Source organism: Acidimicrobiia bacterium, from assembly GCA_035651955.1.
Classification (GTDB): Bacteria; Actinomycetota; Acidimicrobiia; order IMCC26256; family JAMXLJ01; genus JAMXLJ01.
Map to the genome: position 1 here is coordinate 1 of DASRES010000002.1, position 20,261 is coordinate 20,261.

At 71.5% G+C, this 20,261-nt stretch carries 21 protein-coding genes; 11 read left to right on the top strand and 10 right to left on the bottom strand.

Annotation, left to right across the window (positions count from 1 at the left end):
• Both VFC33_00715 and VFC33_00720 read left to right on the top strand, forming a co-directional pair.
• Positions 1 to 859 (top strand): methylmalonyl-CoA mutase family protein (locus VFC33_00715; protein ID HZR11744.1); only part of this gene is annotated, 859 nt, incomplete at its 5' end.
• Positions 859 to 1,260, top strand: a complete 402-nt coding sequence (locus tag VFC33_00720; protein HZR11745.1) for a cobalamin B12-binding domain-containing protein — start codon at positions 859 to 861, stop codon at positions 1,258 to 1,260. The genes VFC33_00715 and VFC33_00720, both read left to right, overlap by 1 nt.
• A 45-nt stretch (positions 1,261 to 1,305) precedes the next feature.
• Here the strand turns inward: VFC33_00720 and VFC33_00725 are convergent, their stop codons facing one another.
• Genes VFC33_00725 through VFC33_00745 form a run of 5 tightly spaced genes read right to left on the bottom strand, consistent with a single transcriptional unit; the run spans position 1,306 to position 6,322 of the window.
• Positions 1,306 to 2,907 (bottom strand): AMP-binding protein, encoded by a 1,602-nt coding sequence (locus VFC33_00725; protein HZR11746.1) that lies wholly within the window; start codon positions 2,905 to 2,907, stop codon positions 1,306 to 1,308.
• Complete coding sequence (locus VFC33_00730) at positions 2,904 to 4,121, bottom strand: CaiB/BaiF CoA-transferase family protein (protein HZR11747.1); 1,218 nt, start codon at positions 4,119 to 4,121, stop codon at positions 2,904 to 2,906. The genes VFC33_00725 and VFC33_00730 overlap by 4 nt, the downstream gene beginning before the upstream one ends.
• 2 nt (positions 4,122 to 4,123) lie before the next feature.
• Positions 4,124 to 4,984, bottom strand: coding sequence for an NAD(P)-dependent oxidoreductase (locus VFC33_00735; GenBank protein HZR11748.1), 861 nt, complete (start codon positions 4,982 to 4,984; stop codon positions 4,124 to 4,126).
• 8 nt (positions 4,985 to 4,992) lie between these two features.
• The gene (locus VFC33_00740; GenBank protein HZR11749.1) at positions 4,993 to 5,367 is read right to left on the bottom strand and encodes a carboxymuconolactone decarboxylase family protein; all 375 of its coding nucleotides are present in this window, start codon (positions 5,365 to 5,367) and stop codon (positions 4,993 to 4,995) included.
• Position 5,368: 1 nt separating this feature from the next.
• Positions 5,369 to 6,322 (bottom strand): LLM class F420-dependent oxidoreductase, encoded by a 954-nt coding sequence (locus VFC33_00745; GenBank protein ID HZR11750.1) that lies wholly within the window; start codon positions 6,320 to 6,322, stop codon positions 5,369 to 5,371.
• Between the two features lie 89 nt (positions 6,323 to 6,411).
• Here VFC33_00745 and VFC33_00750 point away from each other — a divergent pair, with 89 nt between their 5' ends.
• Positions 6,412 to 7,617, top strand: a complete 1,206-nt coding sequence (locus VFC33_00750; GenBank protein HZR11751.1) for a cytochrome P450 — start codon at positions 6,412 to 6,414, stop codon at positions 7,615 to 7,617.
• Positions 7,618 to 7,690: 73 nt separating this feature from the next.
• Here VFC33_00750 and VFC33_00755 read toward each other — a convergent pair whose 3' ends face one another.
• From VFC33_00755 to VFC33_00775, 5 genes are all read right to left on the bottom strand, one after another.
• Positions 7,691 to 8,014 carry a hypothetical protein gene (locus VFC33_00755; GenBank protein HZR11752.1) on the bottom strand — a complete coding sequence of 108 codons (324 nt, stop codon included), beginning with the start codon at positions 8,012 to 8,014 and terminating at the stop codon, positions 7,691 to 7,693.
• Complete coding sequence (locus tag VFC33_00760) at positions 8,011 to 9,285, bottom strand: aromatic ring-hydroxylating dioxygenase subunit alpha (protein ID HZR11753.1); 1,275 nt, start codon at positions 9,283 to 9,285, stop codon at positions 8,011 to 8,013. The genes VFC33_00755 and VFC33_00760 overlap by 4 nt, the downstream gene beginning before the upstream one ends.
• A gap of 79 nt (positions 9,286 to 9,364) precedes the next feature.
• Positions 9,365 to 9,979, bottom strand: a complete 615-nt coding sequence (locus VFC33_00765) for a carboxymuconolactone decarboxylase family protein (GenBank protein HZR11754.1) — start codon at positions 9,977 to 9,979, stop codon at positions 9,365 to 9,367.
• Positions 9,976 to 10,719 carry an SDR family NAD(P)-dependent oxidoreductase gene (locus VFC33_00770; GenBank protein HZR11755.1) on the bottom strand — a complete coding sequence of 248 codons (744 nt, stop codon included), beginning with the start codon at positions 10,717 to 10,719 and terminating at the stop codon, positions 9,976 to 9,978. Before VFC33_00770 ends, VFC33_00765 begins: the two co-directional genes overlap by 4 nt.
• A gap of 99 nt (positions 10,720 to 10,818) precedes the next feature.
• Positions 10,819 to 11,889 carry a ferredoxin--NADP reductase gene (locus VFC33_00775; protein HZR11756.1) on the bottom strand — a complete coding sequence of 357 codons (1,071 nt, stop codon included), beginning with the start codon at positions 11,887 to 11,889 and terminating at the stop codon, positions 10,819 to 10,821.
• A 92-nt stretch (positions 11,890 to 11,981) separates the two neighbouring features.
• Between VFC33_00775 and VFC33_00780 the strand changes: the two genes are divergently transcribed.
• The 8 genes from VFC33_00780 (at position 11,982) to VFC33_00815 (ending at position 20,259) form a co-directional block, all read left to right on the top strand.
• Positions 11,982 to 12,845 (top strand): TauD/TfdA family dioxygenase, encoded by an 864-nt coding sequence (locus VFC33_00780; GenBank protein HZR11757.1) that lies wholly within the window; start codon positions 11,982 to 11,984, stop codon positions 12,843 to 12,845.
• A 97-nt stretch (positions 12,846 to 12,942) separates the two neighbouring features.
• Positions 12,943 to 14,496 (top strand): FadD3 family acyl-CoA ligase, encoded by a 1,554-nt coding sequence (locus tag VFC33_00785; GenBank protein HZR11758.1) that lies wholly within the window; start codon positions 12,943 to 12,945, stop codon positions 14,494 to 14,496.
• Positions 14,496 to 14,942 carry an OB-fold domain-containing protein gene (locus tag VFC33_00790; protein HZR11759.1) on the top strand — a complete coding sequence of 149 codons (447 nt, stop codon included), beginning with the start codon at positions 14,496 to 14,498 and terminating at the stop codon, positions 14,940 to 14,942. The genes VFC33_00785 and VFC33_00790 overlap by 1 nt, the downstream gene beginning before the upstream one ends.
• A 1-nt stretch (position 14,943) precedes the next feature.
• The gene (locus tag VFC33_00795) at positions 14,944 to 16,092 is read left to right on the top strand and encodes a thiolase family protein (protein HZR11760.1); all 1,149 of its coding nucleotides are present in this window, start codon (positions 14,944 to 14,946) and stop codon (positions 16,090 to 16,092) included.
• Positions 16,089 to 17,243: an acyl-CoA dehydrogenase family protein gene (locus VFC33_00800; GenBank protein HZR11761.1), complete on the top strand. Its 1,155-nt coding sequence runs from the start codon at positions 16,089 to 16,091 to the stop codon at positions 17,241 to 17,243. The genes VFC33_00795 and VFC33_00800 overlap by 4 nt, the downstream gene beginning before the upstream one ends.
• Positions 17,244 to 18,353, top strand: a complete 1,110-nt coding sequence (locus VFC33_00805) for an acyl-CoA dehydrogenase (GenBank protein HZR11762.1) — start codon at positions 17,244 to 17,246, stop codon at positions 18,351 to 18,353.
• Positions 18,340 to 19,473 (top strand): acyl-CoA dehydrogenase family protein, encoded by a 1,134-nt coding sequence (locus VFC33_00810; protein HZR11763.1) that lies wholly within the window; start codon positions 18,340 to 18,342, stop codon positions 19,471 to 19,473. Before VFC33_00805 ends, VFC33_00810 begins: the two co-directional genes overlap by 14 nt.
• Positions 19,474 to 19,488: 15 nt before the next feature.
• Positions 19,489 to 20,259, top strand: coding sequence for an enoyl-CoA hydratase/isomerase family protein (locus VFC33_00815; protein HZR11764.1), 771 nt, complete (start codon positions 19,489 to 19,491; stop codon positions 20,257 to 20,259).
• The last annotated feature ends 2 nt before the right edge of the window (positions 20,260 to 20,261 follow it).

Here is a 20,261-nt window from a genome sequence, read left to right on the forward strand (position 1 = left end):
GATCGACCAGTTCGCCCCGCAGATCTCGTTCTTCTTCTACACCCACGGCGACTTCTTCGAAGAGATCGCGAAATACCGTGCGGGACGGCGGCTTTGGGCGACGATCGTGCGCGAACGCTACGGCGCGACGACGGACAAGGCGTCGATGTTCCGCTTCGGTTGCGTGTGCGGTGGTGCATCGCTGTATGCCCCGCAGGCGCAGAACAACCTGGTGCGGGTGGCCTACGAGGCGATGGCCGCCGTGCTGGGCGGTGTGCAGTCGATGTTCACCGCCGCGTGGGACGAGCCGTTCGCGCTCCCGAGCGAGGACTCCGCGACGCTCGCGCTGCGGACGCAGCAGGTCCTCGCCTACGAGACCGGCGTGGCGCGCGTCGCCGATCCGCTCGGCGGCTCCTACTTCGTCGAGGCGCTGACCGACGCGATGGAGGCCCGCGTCGTCGAGATCATGGACGACCTCGAGCGGCGCGGCGGGATGGTCGACGCCGTCGAGAGCGGATACCTGCAAGGTCTCGTCGCGGACGAGGCGTCCCGGGTGCAGCAGGCCGTGACGAGCGGCGAGCGACCGGTCGTCGGCGTGAACCTCTTCCCGACCGACGAGGCGCCGCCGGAGGTCGAGGGCTACGAGCTCGACGAGACCGGCCGGGCCCGCCAGCTCGAACGGCTCGCGGCGGTGAAGCGCACACGCTCGGCCGCCGACGTGCGCGCGTGCCTCGGCGCGCTGGCGAAGGCCGCCGCGCGCGACGACGACAACCTGATGCCGCATCTCGTCGAGTGCGCGAAGGCGTACTGCACGGTGGGGGAGATGGTCGACGTCCTCAAGGACGAGTGGGGCGAGTTCCAGCAGCCGACGGTGTTCTGATGCCGGTTCGCGTGCTCGTCGCCAAGCCCGGCCTCGACGGTCACGACCGGGGCGCCAAGCTCGTCGCGCGCGCGCTGCGGGACGCGGGGTTCGAGGTGATCTACCTCGGCATCCGTCAACGGCCGACGGCCATCGCGGCCATCGCGGTCCAGGAGGACGTGCAGGTCGTCGGGTTGAGCATCCTCAGCGGCGCGCACGTCGCGCTGACCGAGAAGACCGCGGCTGCGCTGCGCGACGCCGGGGCGGACGACGTGCTGCTCGTCGTCGGCGGCACGATCCCACAGCGCGACGTGGCCCGTCTCGAAGCCGCGGGCGCGGTTGCGGTGTACCCGACGGGCACGCCGCTCGAGACGGTGGTCGAGAGCCTGGAGACGCTGACGCGCGCGGCGCGCACCTCGTGACGAACATGCCGCGACGCGGCGCCGGGCCGCGCCGTCGGAGAGGGCCTACAGCCTGCCCTCGCGCAGCAGCGCGCGGACGCGGAACTTCTGGACCTTGCCCGACGGCGTGCGCGGGAAGTCGCGCACCGCGTGCAGCTCCTCGGGCCACTTCTGCCGGGCCAGCCCGGCCGCCGCGAGGTGCGCGCGCACCTCGTCGAGCGTCGGCGCGCGCATCCCGTCGTGGAGCCGGAACACCGCAGCGGCGTGCTCGCCGAGCCGGGCGTCGGGCGCCGCGACGACCGCGATCTCCGCGATCGCGTCGAGTCCCATCATGAGCTCCTCGATCTCCTGCGCGCTGATGTTCTCGCCGCCGCGGATGATGACGTCGGACACGCGGTCGGTGATCGTGAGGTACCCGTCGTCGTCGAGGACACCGACGTCGCCGGTCCGGTACCAGCCGTCGTCGTCGAACATCTGCGCGGTCAGCGCAGCGTCGGTGTAGCCGACGCAGCAATCGGGCCCGCGGCTGACGATCTCGCCGTCGTCCTCGAGCCGGACCTCCACGCCCGGGAGCGCCCGACCGTCGGTCGTGAGGCGCTTCGTCTCGGGCTCCGCGAGCAGGCAACCCGTGATCGACGGGTGCTCGGTGCTGCCGTACGAGCGGAACGCGTCGATCCCGAGTCGCTTCAGGCGCTCCATGACCGCGACGGGAACCGGTGAGCCGCCGAGGCCGGCGAACGGCATGAGCGCGAGGTGCTCGTCCGTGAAGTCGGGATGATCGAGGAGGCTCGTGAGGAAGTACGTCGCGCCGCCGCTCACGCCGAGGCCCTCCTCCTTCATCATCCGGAGGATCTCGCCCGGGTCCCACACGTCGACGAGGTTGACGGGCCGGTCGCGCAGCAGGGGCACCAGGAACGCGTTCACCATGCCGATGAAGTGACCCACCGGCGCGCCGGTGATCTGCGGCGGTCCGCCCTTGGGGAACATCCAGTCGAGCTGGCGGGTCTCGCACGCGATCGTGCGGTGCGTGTGGACGACGCCCTTCGGGTCGCGCGTCGTCCCCGAGGTGAACGCGACGATCGCGGGTGCGTCGGGGTCGACGGCGGACGGCGCGCGTACGGGGTCGGCGTCGAGCGCAGTCGTGAACGCGGTCGCGCGGGCCGGCAGGTCGCGCGTGACGGCGTCGCCCGCGACGAGCCACAGCGGAGCGCCGTCGCGCGCGAGGAGCTCGTCGTAGATCGCGAGATGGTCGACGTGACCGAACCGGTCCGCGGTGACGACGACGTCGGGCGCGGTGGCGCGCAGGATGTACTCGACCTCCTTCGCGCCGTAGAAGTGCACGACCGGGACGACGATCGCGCCGAGGTACGCGGCGGCCCAGAACGTGATGCCGGCCTCGACCCAGTTCGGGAGCTGGAACACGACGACGTCGCCGGGCCCGACGCCGCGCGCCTGCAAGGTCGCGGCGAGCGACCGTGCGGCCCGGTCGACGTCCGCGAAGGTCCCGGTCCACGGGTGCACGTCGGAGCGGACCCGGAACGCGCACCCGCCCATCGTGTCGAGGCCGCGCTCGACCATCGTCCCGAGCGTCGTGTCGTCCCACCATCCCGCGTCGCGATAGCGCTGCGCGAGCTCCGACGGGACCGGTCGCCGCTTCCAGTCCGTCACGTCGGTCGCTCACCCCCGTTCCGTTCTGTGAAGCGTGACGGCCGCATGGTGGCCGCTTCGCTTCCCAGAAGCTCGGCGAGGACCTCCGCGGTGTGCGCGCCGACGTCCGCCCCGGCCCACCGGATGCGGCCCGGGGTCCGCGACAGGCGTGGCACGACGTCCGCCATCGCGACGTCGCGGTCGAGCACGGCGTCGTGCACGCGCCGGATCGTCTCGCGCGCGAGGTATTGCGGGTCCTCGAGCATGTCGGGCGCACGGTAGATGAGCCCGTGCGGCACGGCCGCGCGCTCCAACGTCGCGTCGATCGTCTCGAAGTCGAGCGTGCGGGTCCACGAGGCGACGATGTCGTCGAGCTCGTCCATCCGCTCACCGCGCGCGACGTGGGTCGCGTAGCGCGGATCGGTCGCGAGCTCGGGCTGTCCCATCGCCTCCGCCAGCCGCGTGAAGATCGCGTCGGCGTTCGCGGCGATCATCACGCTGCGGCCGTCGCCGGTCGGATACGCGTTCGACGGCGCGACTCCCGGCAGGGTCCCGCCGGTGCGCGTGCGCACCGCGCCGGTCAGCTCGTAGTCGGCGACGAGCGACTCCATCAACGCGAACACCGCTTCGTACAGCGCGACGTCGACGAGCTGGCCGACGCCGTCACGCTCCGCCGCCCGCAGCGCCACGACCGTTCCGAACGCCGCGAACAGGCCCGCGATCTGGTCCCCGAGCGAGACGGCGGCGCGTGCCGGCGGACGGTCGGGTGACCCGGTGAGCTCGCGCAGCCCGCCCATCGCCTCGCCGATGCTGCCGAAGCCCCGCTCGCCGGCGCGCGGACCGGTCTGGCCGAACCCGGAGACGCGCGTCATCACGAGACGGGGGTTCTCGGCGCTCAGGTCGTCGTAGCCGAGCCCCCACTGCTCGAGGCGGCCGGGAGCGAAGTTCTCGAGCACGACGTCGCACGTCAGCGCGAGGCGGCGGACGAGCGCGCGGGCGTCGTCGTCGCGCAGGTCGAGCGCGACGAGCCGCTTGTTGCGCGCGAGCGTCGACCACCAGATGCTGCGGCCGTCGAGCAGCACACCCCACCGCCGCATCGGGTCGCCCTCGCCGGGCGTCTCGACCTTGATCACCTCGGCGCCCATGTCGGCGAGCAGCTGGCCGGCGAAGGGGCCGGCGACGAAGCTGCCGAGCTCCAGCACCCGGATGCCGGTCAGCGGCGGGTCGTGGTCCACCGTCACGACTCCCGGGAGACGAACGGGTAGATGCGCGTGAAGTCGGCGCCCGGCTCCGCCGCGGCGAACTGCTCCCACACCGACGCGGTCGCCGTGCCGAGCGACGACGGCCCGGCGCGCTCCGCGACCGCGCCGAGATAGAGCGCGAGATCCTTCGCCATCAGCGTGCTCGTGAAGCCCGACGCGTAGCGACCGGTCAGGACGTGGTTCGGGAACTTGTCCTCGGTCGCCGCGCTCCGCCCGCTCGCATCGTTCAGCACGTCGAGCATCGTCGCCATGTCGAGGCCGACCGACGTGCCGAACGCGACTGCCTCGCTCGTCGCGGCGAGCGCCGTCGCGGACAGGAAGTTGTTGGCGAGCTTCATCGCCTGGGCCAACCCGGGCCGGTCGCCGACGCGGCGTCGCCGGTCGCTCAGGCCCGCGAGGACCGGCTCGACACGCGCGCACGCGTCGTCGCAGCCCGCGTACATCACGGTCAGCGTGCGTGCTCGTGCGCCGGCGACGCCGCCCGACACCGGCGCGTCGACGTACGCGACGCCGTCGTCGGCGAGCAGCGCGCTCACGCGCTCGGCGGCGCGCACCCCGATCGTCGACGTGTCGACGACGTCGGTGGTGCGACGGCCGCCCGTCGCGACGATCGCGCGCGCCACCTGCTCGGACGCGGCGCCGTCCGGCAGGCTGAGCACCACGACGTCCGCGCCGCGCGCGACGGCGGCGACGCCGTCCACGAACGTCACCCCTTCGGGTGCGCGCTCCGCGCCGGCGGCGTCGTACGCGACGACGGCGTGCTCGGACGCGACGAGGTTCGCGGCGAGCGCGCGGCCCATGTTGCCGAGACCGACGCAGCCGACCGTCCCGTCCACCCGCGCGCTCACCCCCGTTGTGCGCGCACCGCGGTGACCGCCCGTCGTGCCGAGACGCCCGCCGGGCCGCCGCAGTACGCCGCGATCTGGAACAGCAGCTCGTCGACCTCGGCGTCGGTCACGCCCGCGCGCGTCGACGCGGCGACGTGGATCCGGAACTCCTCCATCCGTCCGAGCGCGGCGGTCATCGCCATCACGAGCAAGCTGCGGTCGCGCGTGCTGAGCGGCCCGCCCCGCGCCCAGACGCCCCACGCCATCGACGTGATGTAGTCCTGGAACTCGGCCGCGGCTCCCTCGACATCCGTCACCCGGTCGACGTACTCGTCGCCGAGCACGGCGCGCCGGGCGGCATACGCGCGTTGCAGGGCGTCGTCGTCCGTCATGTCAGAGGGAGCCGTCGAACGACGCGAGGAACGCGCGCGTGCGCTGCATCGACGCGATCAGCTCGTCGCGACCGCGGCCGATCGGCACGATGCGCAGGGACAGGTCGGTCACACCGGCGTCGGCGAACGCCCGGAACCGCTTCTCGATGGTCGACTCGCTCCCCGCCGCGAGGATGTCGCCGACCTCGCGCGCGTCCCCGTGCTCGAGCAGCCGCTGGTAGTTCGGTGACACCTCGGCCTCGGCGAGGATCCGGTTGGTCCGCGCGATCGCGGCCTCGACCTCGTCGTCGCCGCACAGGCAGACCGGGATGCCCGCGACGACCCGCGGCGCCGATCGGCCCGCGGCGTCGGCCGCGCGCGTGATCGTCGGGACGACGTGTGACGCGATCGCCTTCTCGTCCGCCATCCACAGGATCGTGCCGTCGGTACGCTCGCCCGCGAGGCGCAGCATCACGGGACCGAGCGCGGCGAGCAGCACGGGTGTGGGCGTGACGTCGGTGATGTCGAGCGGGTTGTGGACCCGGAAGTGATCGTTCTCGACGTCGACCGTGCCCGGCCCGGCCAGCGCGGCGTCCAGCACGTCGAGGTAGTCGCGCATCGTCGCGACGGGCTTGTCGTACGGGAGGCCGAGCATGTCCTCGACGACCCAGTGGTGCGAGACGCCCAGCCCCAGCGAGAGGCGACCGCCGCACACGGCTTGCGTCGCAAGCGCCTGCTGCGCGAGCGCGATGGGGTGGCGGGGCTGGATCGGGACGACCGCGGTGCCGATCTCGATGCGGCTCGTCTGCTCGCCGACGAGCGTGACGGCCGTGAGGGCGTCGAAGTCGTCGGGGATCTGGGGGATCCACACCGACGCGAAGCCGGCCTCCTCGGCCCACCGACCGTCGGCGCGCAACCGCTCCACCTTGGTGGCGTAGCGTCCCCGTTCGGGGCCGATCATGACGCCGACGCGCATCCCGCGGCCTCCCGGTCGGTACCGCGAGAACCCTACTCTTGCCGAGCGATAATGTCACTTCCGCACGGGCGGCGAGCGAGGAGACGGCGATGACCGCGACGGAGCCGGACGTCTACTACGACCCGTACGACTTCGAGATCGACTCGAACCCGTACCCGATCTGGAAGCGCCTGCGCGACGAGCAGCCGCTGTACCACAACGACCGCTACGGCTTCTTCGCGCTCAGCCGCTTCGAGGACGTCGAGCGGGCGTCGCTCGACTGGCGCACCTACAGCTCCGCGCGCGGCACCGTCCTCGAGCTCATCAAGAGCAGCATGGAGATCCCTCCCGGCTCGATCATCTTCGAGGACCCGCCCACCCACGACCTCCATCGCGGGCTGCTGTCGCGCGTGTTCACGCCACGGCGCGTCGCGGAGCTCGAGCCGAAGATCCGCGAGTTCTGCGCGCGCGCACTCGATCCACTCGTCGGTGCGGGCGGGTTCGACTTCATCCGCGACCTCGGCGCGCAGATGCCGATGCGGACCATCGGCATGCTGCTCGGCATCCCCGAGACCGACCAGGAGGCCATCCGCGACCGCATCGACGACGGTCTGCGGCTGACCGAAGGCGAGATGCCCGACTTCGAGGCGCAGTACGGCAGCGGATTCGATCAGGGCAACGTGTTCGCCGAGTACATCGACTGGCGCGCGAAGCACCCGTCCGACGATCTCATGACACAGCTCCTCCAAGCCGAGTACGACGACGTCGACGGGCAGAAGAAGCGGCTGACCCGCGACGAGGTCCTCAACTACGTGAACCTCCTCGCCGGCGCGGGCAACGAGACGACGACCCGCCTCATCGGCTGGACGGGCAAGGTGCTCGCCGACCACCCGGAGCAGCGACGCGAGCTGGTCGATGACCGCAGCCTCGTGCCGAACGCGATCGAGGAGATCCTGCGCTACGAGTCGCCCTCACCGGTCCAGGCCCGCTTCGTGACGAAGGACGTCGAGCACCACGGCCGGACCGTCCCGGCCGGGAGCGTGATGCTCCTGCTGACGGCGTCGGGCAACCGCGACGACCGCAAGTTCCCGGACGGCGACCGCTTCGACATCCACCGCACGATCGACCACCACCTCGCGTTCGGCTACGGCATCCACTTCTGCCTGGGTGCCGCGCTCGCCCGCATGGAGGGGCGCGTCGCGCTCGACGAGGTCCTGCAGCGGTTCCCGACGTGGGAGGTCGACCGCGTCAACGCGGTGCAGGCGCGCACGTCGACCGTGCGGGGCTGGGAGCGCCTCCCCGTCCTCACGTCCTGACCACCAGCGCTTCTGTGAAGCCTCAGACACACGACGTGTGGATGACGCTTCACAGAACGGAGGCGGGGTGGGGTCAGATCGCGGGGGCCGCGACCTCGTCGAAGCTCGACGCTCCGCTGTCGGGCACGCGGGGCTGGCGCCACACCTCGACGGGGAACGACACCGTGACGAGCGCGCAGTACAGCCACATCAGCCGGTACGCCTCCTCCGGCATCGCGTCGAGCGCGAACTGGTCGAGGTAGGAGAGGGCCTCCTCGAAGCACGGGAACGCTGCGTCGTAGAACGCCTGCAGCTCCGCCATCGTGCTCGCGATCCGCTTGTCGTAGCGCTCGCGCTCGGTCGGCAGCGCCCAGCCCGCGAACGGCTCGAGCGACGCGAACTGCTCGGGGAACGTCATGGCGTCTTCACCTGCCGCTGGTAGTCCTCGACGTACTCGCGCGCGGTGTGGTGCAGGAGGCGGAGCAGGACCTCCTGGTCGTTGAGCGGGAACGTCTTCACCGGCGTGCGCGCCTCGAGCATCGACTGCGTCGCCTCGAGCGTGTTGCCGTCCTGCAGCGCGTACTCCTTGAACGTGACGACGGCGAGCTCCTGCGCGATCCGCTCGCGCGCGCTCTTCGGCGGCGCGAAGTAGCACGTCCCCTCGAAGATGTGCGTGTTGTACGACGTCGGCCAGTAGTGGTACGTGAGCACCCAGTTCGGCTTCCAGATCAGGAGCATGAAGTTCGGGAAGAACAGGAACGAGTCCATGCCCCACGCCTTGTGCCGCGCGGGGTTCAGGCCGGGAGGTAGCTCGTCGAGGCCGATGTCGGGCGCGTCCCACGGGCCGAACAGACCGCTGCGCAACACGCGCTCGATCGGCTTCACCATGTCGAGGTCCTTCGGTGGCGACATGCCGCCCCACGACGACACCATGCCGTGCGGTCCGTCGATGCCGTACGCGAGCGCCTCGTATCCGTACTCCTGCAGCTTCGACGACTCGTCGGACACGGCCTGTTTCGCGTGCAGCACGGGTGCGTGGTAGAACTCGGTGAAGGCGTCGATGAAGAGCTTCCAGTTCGCGCCGATCTCGGCGCGGTACTTGTGCACCTGCGTCAGCTCGTGGAACGGGTACCCCTCGAGACCCTTGCCGAGCTCACCGAGGTACTCGCGCAGCGGCGTGGTGTTCGCGTCGTCGAGGTTGACGAAGATCCATCCCTCCCACACCTCGCACTGCACCGACGCGAGCGAGTAGTCGGCCTTGTCGAGGTCGAAGAACTCCTGCTCCTGTTGCACGAACGTGCACTGGCCGTCGAGCGCGTAGCGCCAACCGTGGTACTTGCACGTGAACTGGCGGCAGAACCCGCTCGTCTCCTCGCGCGGGTAGTCCTGCCACACGAGCTTGTTGCCGCGGTGACGGCAGATGTTGTGGAACGCGCGGATCTCGTCGTCCATGCCCCGCACGACGACCACGGACGTGCGCGCCGCGTCGAGCTCCTTCGTGAAGTAGCTGCCCTTCCGGGTCAGCTGCTCGACGCGCCCGACGTTCAGCCACGTGCGGCCGAAGATCGCGTCGCGCTCGAGCTCGTAGAACTCGGGCGACGTCGAGTCGGCGTACGACACCGGCGCGGTCCCGAGCTCGGGGTAGTGCGCAGTCCAGCTGCCCTCGTCCGGCTTGGTGAAGTGCGGCATGCGGGTGTCCTCCGCTCGTGTCGACACGGGACGATAACACGGATCTCGACGTACGAGAAGCCGGTTTCCGGCTCGTCCGCTAGGGGTCCGGGAGGGTGGGCGCGGGGACGGACGCCAGCTCCGGGTCGAGCTCGAGGCCGAGGCTGTTGAAGACCATGGCCAGGCACGTGTACGTGCCGACGACGTACACGAGCTCGACGAGGCGCCGCTCGTCCAGGTGCTCGGCGAGCCGCGTCCAGGTGTCGTCCGCGATCCGGTAGCCGTCGATCAGCTCGTCGGTCGCGGTCAGGACGTCCCGCTCGATCGCGCTCCACCCGTCGTCCTGCGCGCCACGCGCGATCGCGTCGATCTCGTCGGCGGTGATGCCGACCCGTTCCGCCATGCGGACGTGCTGCACCCACTCGTAGCGCGAGCGCGTCCGCCACGCGACGCGCAACACCGCGAGCTCGCGCAGGCGCGGCTCGAGCGCGGGATCGAACAGCAGGACGCCGTTGTACGCGAGGAACCTGCGAGCGAGACGGGGGTGGTGCATGAGCGTCGTCAGTGCGTTCGGCGCGCGCTGTGCGTCGGGACCGTCGGTGAAGAACCGGTCCGTCACCTGCTTCCCGAAGCCGGCCTCGAACGCGGCGCGGACGTCGTCGTCCCAGCGCTCGCGCGGCAGAGGCGGGATGCGTTGCCGACCGCTGGGGGTCACAGGTACCAGCCGCCGTTCACGTTCAGTGCCTGCCCGGTGATGTACCCGGCCTGTTCCGAGCACAGGAACGCGCACGCGGCCGCGATGTCGTCGGGCGTGCCGGCCCGGCGGACGGGTGTGCGCGCCGCGACCGCGTCGATGCTGGGCAGGTCGCCGCGCTGCTCCGCGCGCCGGGCCATCGGCGTGTCGATGAAGCCGGGCGGGATCGTGTTGACGGTGATGCCGTGGGGCGCGAGCTCGAGCGCGAGCGCTTTCGTGAGCCCGATGACGCCGCCCTTCGACGCGACGTAGTGCGCCATGCGTGTCGTACCGGATTGCGCGCTCGACGACGAGATCGTGACGATCCGTCCCCACTGCGCCGCCAGCATGTCGGGGACCGCGAGCTGGATGCAGTGGAAGGTCCCCGTGAGGTTGACCGCGAGCATCCGCTCCCATGCCTCGACGGTGATGTCGGTGAACGGGCGGAACTCGTCGAAGCCCGCGCTCGTCACGACGATCTCGACCGGGCCGAGCTCGGCCCGCACCTTGCGGAGCGCGTCGTCGACGGCGGCGCGGTCGGTGACGTCGACCTGCGCGCCGACCGCCTGCGCGCCCGTCGCGCCGAGGTCGTCCGCGGCGCGCTGGACACCGTCGCCGTCGAGGTCGAGCAGCGCGACGCGGTGACCGGCGCCCGCGAGGTGGCGCCCGACGGCGAGTCCCATGCCCGAGGCGGCCCCGGTGACGACGGCGACGCGGCCCATGTCTCTCTCCTCGTCCGCGGTTCGCGAGGGCGGCGAGTATGGACGATCGGTGGGCGCGCGGCAAAGCCGGTCTCCCGTGGCGAGAACCCGGTTGCCGGCTCACGCGTCGTAGTCGACGACCGCCTCGGTGCTCTGCGGGAGCGACTGGCACGTGAGGACCCAGCCGTCCGCGACCTCCTCCGGCGTGAGCGCGTTGTTCACACGCATGCGCACAGACCCCTCGTCGAGGTGGGCCATGCACGTCGCGCAGTTGCCCTGCTCGCACGAGAACGGCGGGGTGAGACCGCCACGACGCGCGGTCTCCAGGATCGTGTCGCCCGCGTGGTAGGCGACCGTCGTGCGCTTCCCGTTCAGCTTGATCACCACCGACTCGGTGGCGGTCGTCGTCGCCTGGTCGGCGGCGGTCGCGAGCTCGTCCGGCGCGACGAACCGCTCGACGAACACCTGGTGGTCGTCGACGCCGAGCGTCGCCAGGCCGGCCTGCACGACGTCCATGTACGCGGCCGGACCGCAGATGTAGAAGTCCGCGTGCGCGAGCTCGCCGGCGAACGCCGCGCACGCCGGCGCGTCGAGGAACCCGCGCTCGGCGTCGTGGTGGTGGTGGACCTCGAGCCGGCCGTCCGACGTCGCGCGCAACCGCTCGAGCTCGCGGGCGAAGATCACGGAGTCCGCGTCGCGGTTGGCGTACACGAGCCGGATCGAGCGCGTGGTCGTCGCGAGGGCGCTCTTCACGATCGAGATGACGGGCGTGATCCCGCTGCCGCCCGCGAACGCGACGATCGGCGCGTCCGTCGCGCGCAGCACGAACAGGCCGGTCGGGCGCATGACGTCGATCTCGTCGCCCGGCGACAGCGTGTCGTTCATCCAGTTCGACATCCGGCCGCCGGGGACGCGCTTCACCGTCGTGACGAAGCGGTCGTCGGTGTCGGGCGAGCTCGACATCGAGTAGCTGCGCACGACCGCCTCGCCGTCGATCGTCGCCCGGAAGGTGCAGAACTGCCCGGCCGCGTACGCGAACGTCTCCGCGAGCTCGGGCGGGATGTCGAGCACGAACGACCGCGTGTCGGCCGTCTCGTCGACGACGTCGACGACGCGCAGCGCGTGGTAGTCGTGGTCGGGCGGCATCGGCGTGTCCCCGGGCGCGGGTGCGGCGTACGCGGTGAGAACCATGTTCTCGCTCTATGCTAGCCGCTTTTCCGCCTGTCGCCGACCGGACCGTCACGTCGACACCCCGGCGCCCGAACGGCCAGACTCTCGGGAACATGACGATCCAGACGACGGCCGGGCCGAGCGCGTACCGCACCATCTCGGTGGCACCGATCGCGGGCGCGCTGGGAGCCGAGATCGGCGGTGTCGACCTCGCGGCCGACCTCGCGGACGAGACGGTCGCCGAGATCCGGCGGGCCTGGCTGGAGCATCTCGTCGTCTTCTTCCGTGACCAGGTCCTCGGACCGGAGGAGCTCCTCGCGTTCGCCCGCCGGATCGGCGAGCCGGTCGAGTACCCGTTCGTGAAGGGGATCGACGGCTACCCGGAGATCATCGCGGTCACGAAGCTCCCGCACGAGACGGTGAACTTCGGCGGCATCTGGCACAGCGACACCGTGTACCTCGAGCGGCCGCCGATGGCGACGCTGCTCGTCGCCCGGGAGGTCCCTCCGTACGGTGGCGACACACTCTTCGCCAACATGTACGCGGCGTACGAGGCGCTGTCGCCGGGCCTCCGCCGCGTGCTCGACAGCCTGCGCGCCGTGAACAGCTCCGCGCTCGCCGACGTGTCGAAGACCCGCGAGGACCGCATCGGCGACAGCGGGTTCGACGAGGAGAAGGAGTTCGTCGCCGAGCACCCCGTGGTGCGGACCCACCCGGAGACGGGTCGGAAGGCGCTGTACGTGAACGTCGCGCACACGGCCCGCTTCACCGACATGACCGAGGAGGAGAGCCGCCCGCTGCTCCGCTACCTCTTCGAGCACTCCGTGCGGCCCGAGCACACCTGCCGGTTCCACTGGGATGTGGGATCGCTCGCGCTGTGGGACAACCGGTGCGCGATGCACAACCCGGTGAACGACTACGACGGCTTCACCCGCCGGATGCACCGCGTCACGCTGGCCGGCGACGTCCCCCGCTGAGGCCGAGAACGTCGTTCGCGGTTGCCGGAAGGCCGCTTTCCAGGTAGCGTCCGCGCGCGTGCACCGCAGCGAGGTCACGTGGCCCACGATCCCCGCGATGGTCCGGGACGCAGGGCGCCGCTTCGGCGACACGGAAGCGGTCGTCGACGGCGACCGCCGGGTCGGGTTCGCCGAGCTCTCCTCGATGGTGTCCGCCGCCGCCCGCGCGCTCGTGGCATGCGGCATCGGACCAGGCGAGCGCGTCGCGGTGTGGGCCCCGAACTCGCTCGAGTGGATCGTGGCCGCGCTCGCGGTGACGACCGCGGGCGGCGTCCTCGTCCCGGTGAACACGCGCTTCCGCGGCGCCGAGGCGGGCTACGTGCTCGGGCGCAGCGGCGCGCGCGTGCTGTTCACCGTGCGCGGGTTCCTCGACACCGACTATCCCGCGCTCCTGCGCGAAGCGGGCGTCGACCTGCCCGCGCTCGACCACGTGGTGCTCCTCGCGGGCGAGGCGGACGGCACGTCCGTCTCGTGGGACGAGTTCGTCGCGCGCGGCACCGCGGTCGGCGAGCGCGACGTCGACGCGCGCGTCGCGTCGATCGGACCGGACGACCCGAGCGACGTCGTGTTCACGTCGGGGACGACGGGCAACCCCAAGGGTGTCGTCATGGCCCACGCACAGGCGCTGCGCGCGTACCTCGACTGGTGCGACTGGGCCGGCCTGCGAACCGGCGACCGCTACCTGATCGTCAACCCGTTCTTTCACATCTTCGGGTACAAGGCGGGCTGCCTCGCGTCGCTCATGCGCGGCGCGACCATCTACCCGCTCGCGGTGTTCGACGCCGGCATCGTGCTGGAGATCGTCGAGCGCGAGCGCATCACCGTGCTACCCGGGGCGCCGACCCTCTACCAGTCGCTGCTCGACGCACCCGACCGCGCGCGCCGTGACATCTCGAGCCTCCGGCTGGCCGTGACGGGCGCGGCCGACATCCCCGTCGAGCTCATCAGGCGGGTGCGCGAGGAGCTCCCGTTCGAGCGGATCCTCACCGGCTACGGGCTGACCGAGGCGGGCACGGTGACGGGGAGCAGACCGGACGACGACTTCGAGCACATCGCCACGACGGTCGGGGTGCCGTGGCCCGGCTTCGAGGTGCGCACCGTGACGCAGTCAGGCGCGGACGCGGGCGTCGACGAGCCGGGCGAGGTCGTGGTGCGCGGCGAGACCGTGATGCGCGGCTACCTCGACGACCCCGAGGCGACCGCGGCGGCGATCGACGCGGACGGGTGGCTGCACACCGGCGATCTCGGCACGTTCGACGCGGAGGGGTACCTGCGCATCGTGGGTCGCATCAAGGACATGTTCATCGTCGGCGGGTTCAACGCCTACCCGGCCGAGATCGAGAACCTCCTGTTGCGCCATCCGAGCATCTCGCAGGTGGCCGTGATCGGCGTGCCCGACGAGCGGTTGGGCGAGGTCGGCATGGCGTTCGTCGTACCGGAGCCGGGCGCTCCCGCGGACGCCGCCGAGATCATCCACTGGTCGCGCGCCAACATGGCGAACTACAAGGCGCCGCGCCGTGTCGAGTTCGTCGACGCCCTGCCACTGAACGCGACCGGCAAGGTCGTGAAGGACGAGCTGCGCGCGCGGGTGCTCGCGGCGAAGGGAGAATGATGGCCCGCGTTCCCGTCGCGGACGCACTGTTCACGTGGCCGAGCGACGACCCGCAACTCATCGGGAGCCGGTGCACGTCGTGCGGGATCGTGACGTTCCCGGTGCAGGAGTCGTGCCCGCGGTGCGCGTTCACCGACATGGAGGAGCACCTGCTGCCCCGGCGCGGTCGGTTGTGGGCGTGGACGACGCAGAGCTTCCCGCCGCCGTCGCCGCCGTACAGCGGGCCGACGGGTGACGCGTTCGTGCCGTACGGGATCGGGTACGTCGAGCTGCCGGGCGAGGTGAAGGTCGAGAGCCGCCTGACCGAGGCGGACCCCGCCGTGTTGCGTGACGGGATGGAGATGGAGCTCGCGATCGTGCCGTTCCGCACCGACGACGAGGGCAACGAGGTCGTGACGTTCGCGTTCGCGCCCGTCGGTGATGCGGCGAGCGGAGGGGGAGCCTGAGATGGCGAACGACGTCGCGATCATCGGGGTCGGGCTGCACCCGTTCGGTCGGTTCCCCGGCGTGACGGGCATCGACATGGGTGCCGTCGCGATCCGCCGCGCGCTCGCGGACGCCGGCGTCGAGTGGCGCGACGTGCAGTTCGCGTTCGGCGGGAGCTACGAGGTGGACAACCCGGACGCCGTCGTCGCGCTCCTGGGCCTGACCGGCATCCCGTTCACCGACGTCTACAACGGCTGCGCGACCGCGGCGAGCGCGCTCACGCTCGCGGCGAACACGATCCGGCTCGGCGAGTACGACCTCGGTGTCGCGGTCGGGATGGACAAGCACCTGCCGGGCGCGTTCAGCGCGGATCCGCGGCTGTACGCGTGCCCGTCGTGGTACGGGGAGCTCGGCCACTTCCTGACGACGAAGTTCTTCGGGATGAAGATCAACAAGTACATGCACGACCACGGGATCTCGCGTGAGACGCTTGCGAGGGTGGCGGCGAAGAACTACCGCAACGGGGCGCGCAATCCGAACGCGTTCCGGCGCAAGGCGTTGAGCGAGGAGGAGATCCTCGCGTCGCCGGTCCTCAACTGGCCGTTGACGCAGTACATGTTCTGCAGCCCGGACGAGGGTGCCGCGGCGGTCGTGCTGTGCCGGGCCGATCAGGCGCACCGCTACACCGACACGCCGATCTACCTGCGCGCGACGACCGTGCGCACGCGGCGGCTCGGCGCGTTCGAGGTGCACAGCCCGTGGTTGCCGATCGAGGAGACACCCGGCCCGACCGTCGACGCGTCCCGCGCCGCGTTCGAGACCGCAGGGATCGGTCCGGACGACGTCGACGTCATCCAGTTGCAGGACACCGACGCCGGCGCGGAGGTGATCCATCTGGCCGAGAACGGCTTCTGCGCGGACGGCGAGCAGGAGGCGCTGGTCGCGCGCGGTGAGCTCGAGATCGACGGCCGTCTGCCGGTCAACACCGACGGCGGGCTCACCGCGAACGGCGAGCCGATCGGTGCGTCCGGGCTGCGCCAGGTGCACGAGGTCGTGCTGCAGCTGCGCGGTCAGGCCGGCGACCGGCAGGTGCCCGGCAACCCGTCCGTCGGCTACACCCAGCTCTACGGCGCACCCGGCACCGCAGGCGTCTCGATCCTTTCGACATGACCACGTCCACCGACCCGGACATCCGCCGGGAGATGATCGAGACGGTGCGCACGTTCGTCGCGCGCGACGTGACGCCCGTCGCGACCGCGATGGAGCAGCGCGACGAGTACCCGGCCGAGATCGTCGCCACGATGAAGGACCTCGGACTGTTCGGGATCACGATCCCGGAGACCTACGGCGGTCTCGGGCTCGACCTCCTCACGTACATCGGGGTGATCGAGGAGCTGTCGTACGGGTGGATGTCGCTGTCGGGCGTCATCAACACCCACACGATGTGCGCGACGTTGATCGCGAACTTCGGGACCGACGAGCAGAAGCAGCGCTGGCTGCCGCAGATGGCGACGGGGGAGCGGCGTGGCGCGCTCTCGCTGTCCGAGCCCGACGCCGGCACCGACACGCGCAACATCTCGTGTCGCGCTGTCCGCGACGGCGACGAGTGGGTCGTCAACGGCACGAAGGCCTGGGTCACCAACGGCGAGCGCGCGGGCATCGTCGCGCTCGCGGCGCGCACGGACGAAGGTGTCTCCGCCTTCGCGGTCGAGAAGGAGCCCGGGCCCCGCTTCGGTGGCCTCTCGGTGTCGAAGAACGTCGGCAAGCTCGGCTACCGCGGCATCGAGACCGTCGAGATGAGCTACGCGGACCACCGGCTCCCGGCCGACGCGCTGATCGGCGCGCCCGGCCGCGGCCTGCCCCAGATCCTGAGCGTGCTCGAGATCGGCCGCATCAACATCGCGGCCCGGGCCGTGGGGGTCGCACGGGCCGCGTTCGACGCCGCGCTCGCCTACGCGCAACAGCGCGAGACGATGGGCAAGCCGATCGCGCAGCACCAGGCGATCCAGATGAAGCTCGCCGACATGGCGACCCGGCTCGAGGCGTCGCGCCTGCTGACGATCTCGGCGGCCGAGCGCAGGCAGGCGGGGGAGCGCTGCGACGTCGAGGCCGGGATGGCGAAGCTCTTCGCGAGCGAGACCGCGTTCGAGGTCGCGACCGAGGCGATGCGCATCCACGGCGGCGTCGGGTACACGACGGAGCTGCCGGTCGAGCGCTACTACCGCGACGCGCCGCTGATGATGATCGGCGAGGGCACGAACGAGATCCAGCGGATCGTGATCGCGCGCGGCCTGCTGGCGCGCGCGAGCGAGGGCCGGTAGTTGGATACCCGGGACAGCCCCGAGCAGGCGGAGCTGCGGCGCGCGGCGCGGCAGCTCGCCCGCGGGCTGGGGCCCGCGAACGTCGCCGACCTGGACGACGCCACGCGCGTCAAGCGGTTGGCCGCCGCGGTGCACGACGCGGGGTGGCTGGAGCTGCGCGACGACGCCGGTGACGGGTCGCCGGTGGCGGGCGGGGTGGAGGCGGGCATCGTCGCCGACGCGCTCGGCGCCGCGGTCGCGGACGTCGCGTTCGCGGGCCCGCTTCTCGCGGCGGACCTCGCGCGCCGCGCCGGTGCGGGCAGCGCGTCCCGCGCGGTCGTCGGCTTCGCACCCGACCTGGTCAGCGTCGCGGTCGCCGACCGTCACGAGACGAGCGCGCCGGTGTACGCGCCCGATGCCGGCGATGCCGACGTCGCGCTCGTGCTCGTGCGCGACGGCGACGCGCACCGTCTCGGACGCATTCGTCTCGAGCGCGAGATCGAGCGCGACGGCGCGGATCTCACCCGCGCGGTGCAGGCGATCCTGGTCGGCGCGCCCGTCGTCGACGTGTCCGGTCAGTCGCGCGCGATCACGGGCGACGACGTCGCGTCGTGGACCGCGCTCGGCCTCGCGCTCACTGCCGCGGATCTCGTCGGGATCATGCGCGGCGTCCTGGACGTGACCGTCGAGTACGCGAAGGAACGGCGCCAATACGGCGTCCCCGTCGGGTCGTTCCAAGCCGTGCAGCACCTGTTGGCCGAGGCGCGCTGCCTGATGGAGGGATCGCTGAGCGTCGCGCTGCACGCGTCGTGGGCCGTCGACGACCTCCCGCCCAGCGAGGCGCTCGCGGCCGGACGCGTCGCGAAGACCTACTGTGCACGCGCCGCACGGACCGTGTGCGAGACCGCGGTGCAGGTCCACGGCGGCATCGGGAACACGTGGGAGTGCATCGTGCACGTCTACCTGCGCCGCGCGCTGCTGTCGTCGCGGTGGTTCGGCGACGACGGCGAGCACCTGCGCGCGCTGCAGCGAGACCGTCTCGCGGTAGGAGATGGAGCGGAGCCGTTGCCGGAGGCGGGACGGCGCAGCGGAATCGACCATCAACTCGAGGTCGGCGATGGACTTCCGTGACTCGCCCGAGGAGGCCGAGTTCCGCGCGCGTCTGCGCGCGTGGCTCGTCGACAACAACCCCGGGCTGCCCGCGTCGTCCACCGACGACGAGTACTGGGCCCGCCAGGCCGAGTGGCACACCGCGCTCTACGACGCGGGGTTCTTCGGCCTGAGCTGGCCGACGCGCTACGGCGGCCACGACCTGCCGACCGTCTACGAGGTCATCCTCGACGAGGAGCTCGCCGCGGCGGGCGCGCCGCCCCGCCCGAGCCTCGGGTACCTGGTGCAGGGGATCGGCACGCACGGCAGCGACGAGATCAAGGATCGGTTCCTGCCCGGGCTCATCAGCGGGCGCGACCGGTGGTGCCAGGGCTTCAGCGAGCCCGACGCCGGCTCGGACCTCGCGTCGCTGCGCACGACTGCCACGCGCGAAGGCGACGAGTACGTGGTCCACGGGCACAAGATCTGGACGAGCTACTCCGACGTCGCCGACTGGTGCTTCCTCCTCGCGCGCACGGATCCCGACGTGCCGAAGCACAAGGGCATCACCGCGTTCGCGCTGCCGATGCGGCAGCCCGGCGTCGAGCAGCGGCCGTTGCGGATGATCAACGGGATCACGAAGGAGTTCGGGCAGGTCCTGTTCGACGGCGCGCGCGTCCCGGCCGCGAACATGATCGGCGGGCCCGGAGAGGGCTGGCGCGTCGCGATGACGATCGTCAGCCACGAGCGCGAGCCGGGCGAGCTCGGATACGTCGCGCGGTACGCGAAGACCGTGAAGGAGCTCGAGCACACGGTGCGGGCGGACCCAGGTGCGTACCGCGACGACCAACGCGCGGCGGTCGCGTGGGCGTACGTGCAGGCCGAGATGCTCCGCCTCCACGTCTGCCGGCGGCTGTCCGAGCGTCTCGACGGGGTCGAGCACGGCCCCGGCGGCTCGGTCGACAAGCTGCTCATGACGTGGGTCGAGCAGACCGTCGGCGCCGCGGCGCTCGACGTGTCGGGCGCGCGGGCCGCGCTCGACGGTGAGGACGTCGCGCTGAAGACGTACCTCTACAGCCGCGCGCAGAGCGTGATGGGCGGCACGTCCCAGATCCAGAAGAACATCGTCGCGACGCGCATCCTCGGCCTGCCGACGACGTGACAACGAGGAGCAACGGTGGACTACGACCTTCCCGACGTCGTGCGCGTCGAGGCCGACGGCCCGGTCCGCGTCGTCACGCTGTCGCGTCCGGACCAGCTCAACGCGGTCAACGACGACGTGCACCTCGCGCTCGCGCGCGTGTGGCCGCAACTCAGCGCGGACGTCGACGCGCGCGCGGCAGTCATCACCGGCGAAGGGCGCGCGTTCTCGGCCGGTGGCGACTTCGACCTCCTCGACCGGATGGCGAAGGACCGCGCGCTGCGCGAACGCACGATCGCCGAGGGTCGCGAGCTCGTGCTCGAGATGATCCGGTGCCGGGTGCCCGTCGTCGCCGCGGTGAACGGGCCCGCGGTCGGGCTCGGGTGCAGCGTGATCGCGCTGTCGGACGTCGTCTACATGGCGGAGTCCGCGTACCTGTCCGATCCGCACGTGACGGTCGGGCTCGTCGCCGCCGACGGCGGACCGCTCACGTGGCCGCTGCACACGAGCCTGCTGATCGCCAAGGAGTACGCGTTCACGGGCGAGCGGATCACCGCGACGCGCGCGGCCGAGATCGGGCTCGCCAACCACGTGTGTCCCGACGGCGAGGTGCTGCCCGCCGCGCTCGCGGCCGCGCACAAGATCGCCGGGCTGCCGCGGCAGGCCGTCGAGGCGACCAAGCGCGTCCTCAACCTGCACCTCGAACGCGCCGTGCTCGCGACGATCGACTTCGCCATGGCGTCGGAGACGCAGTCGTTCGACACCGACGACCTCCGGGCCAACGTCGACCGCTTCCTCGGCCGTTGAGG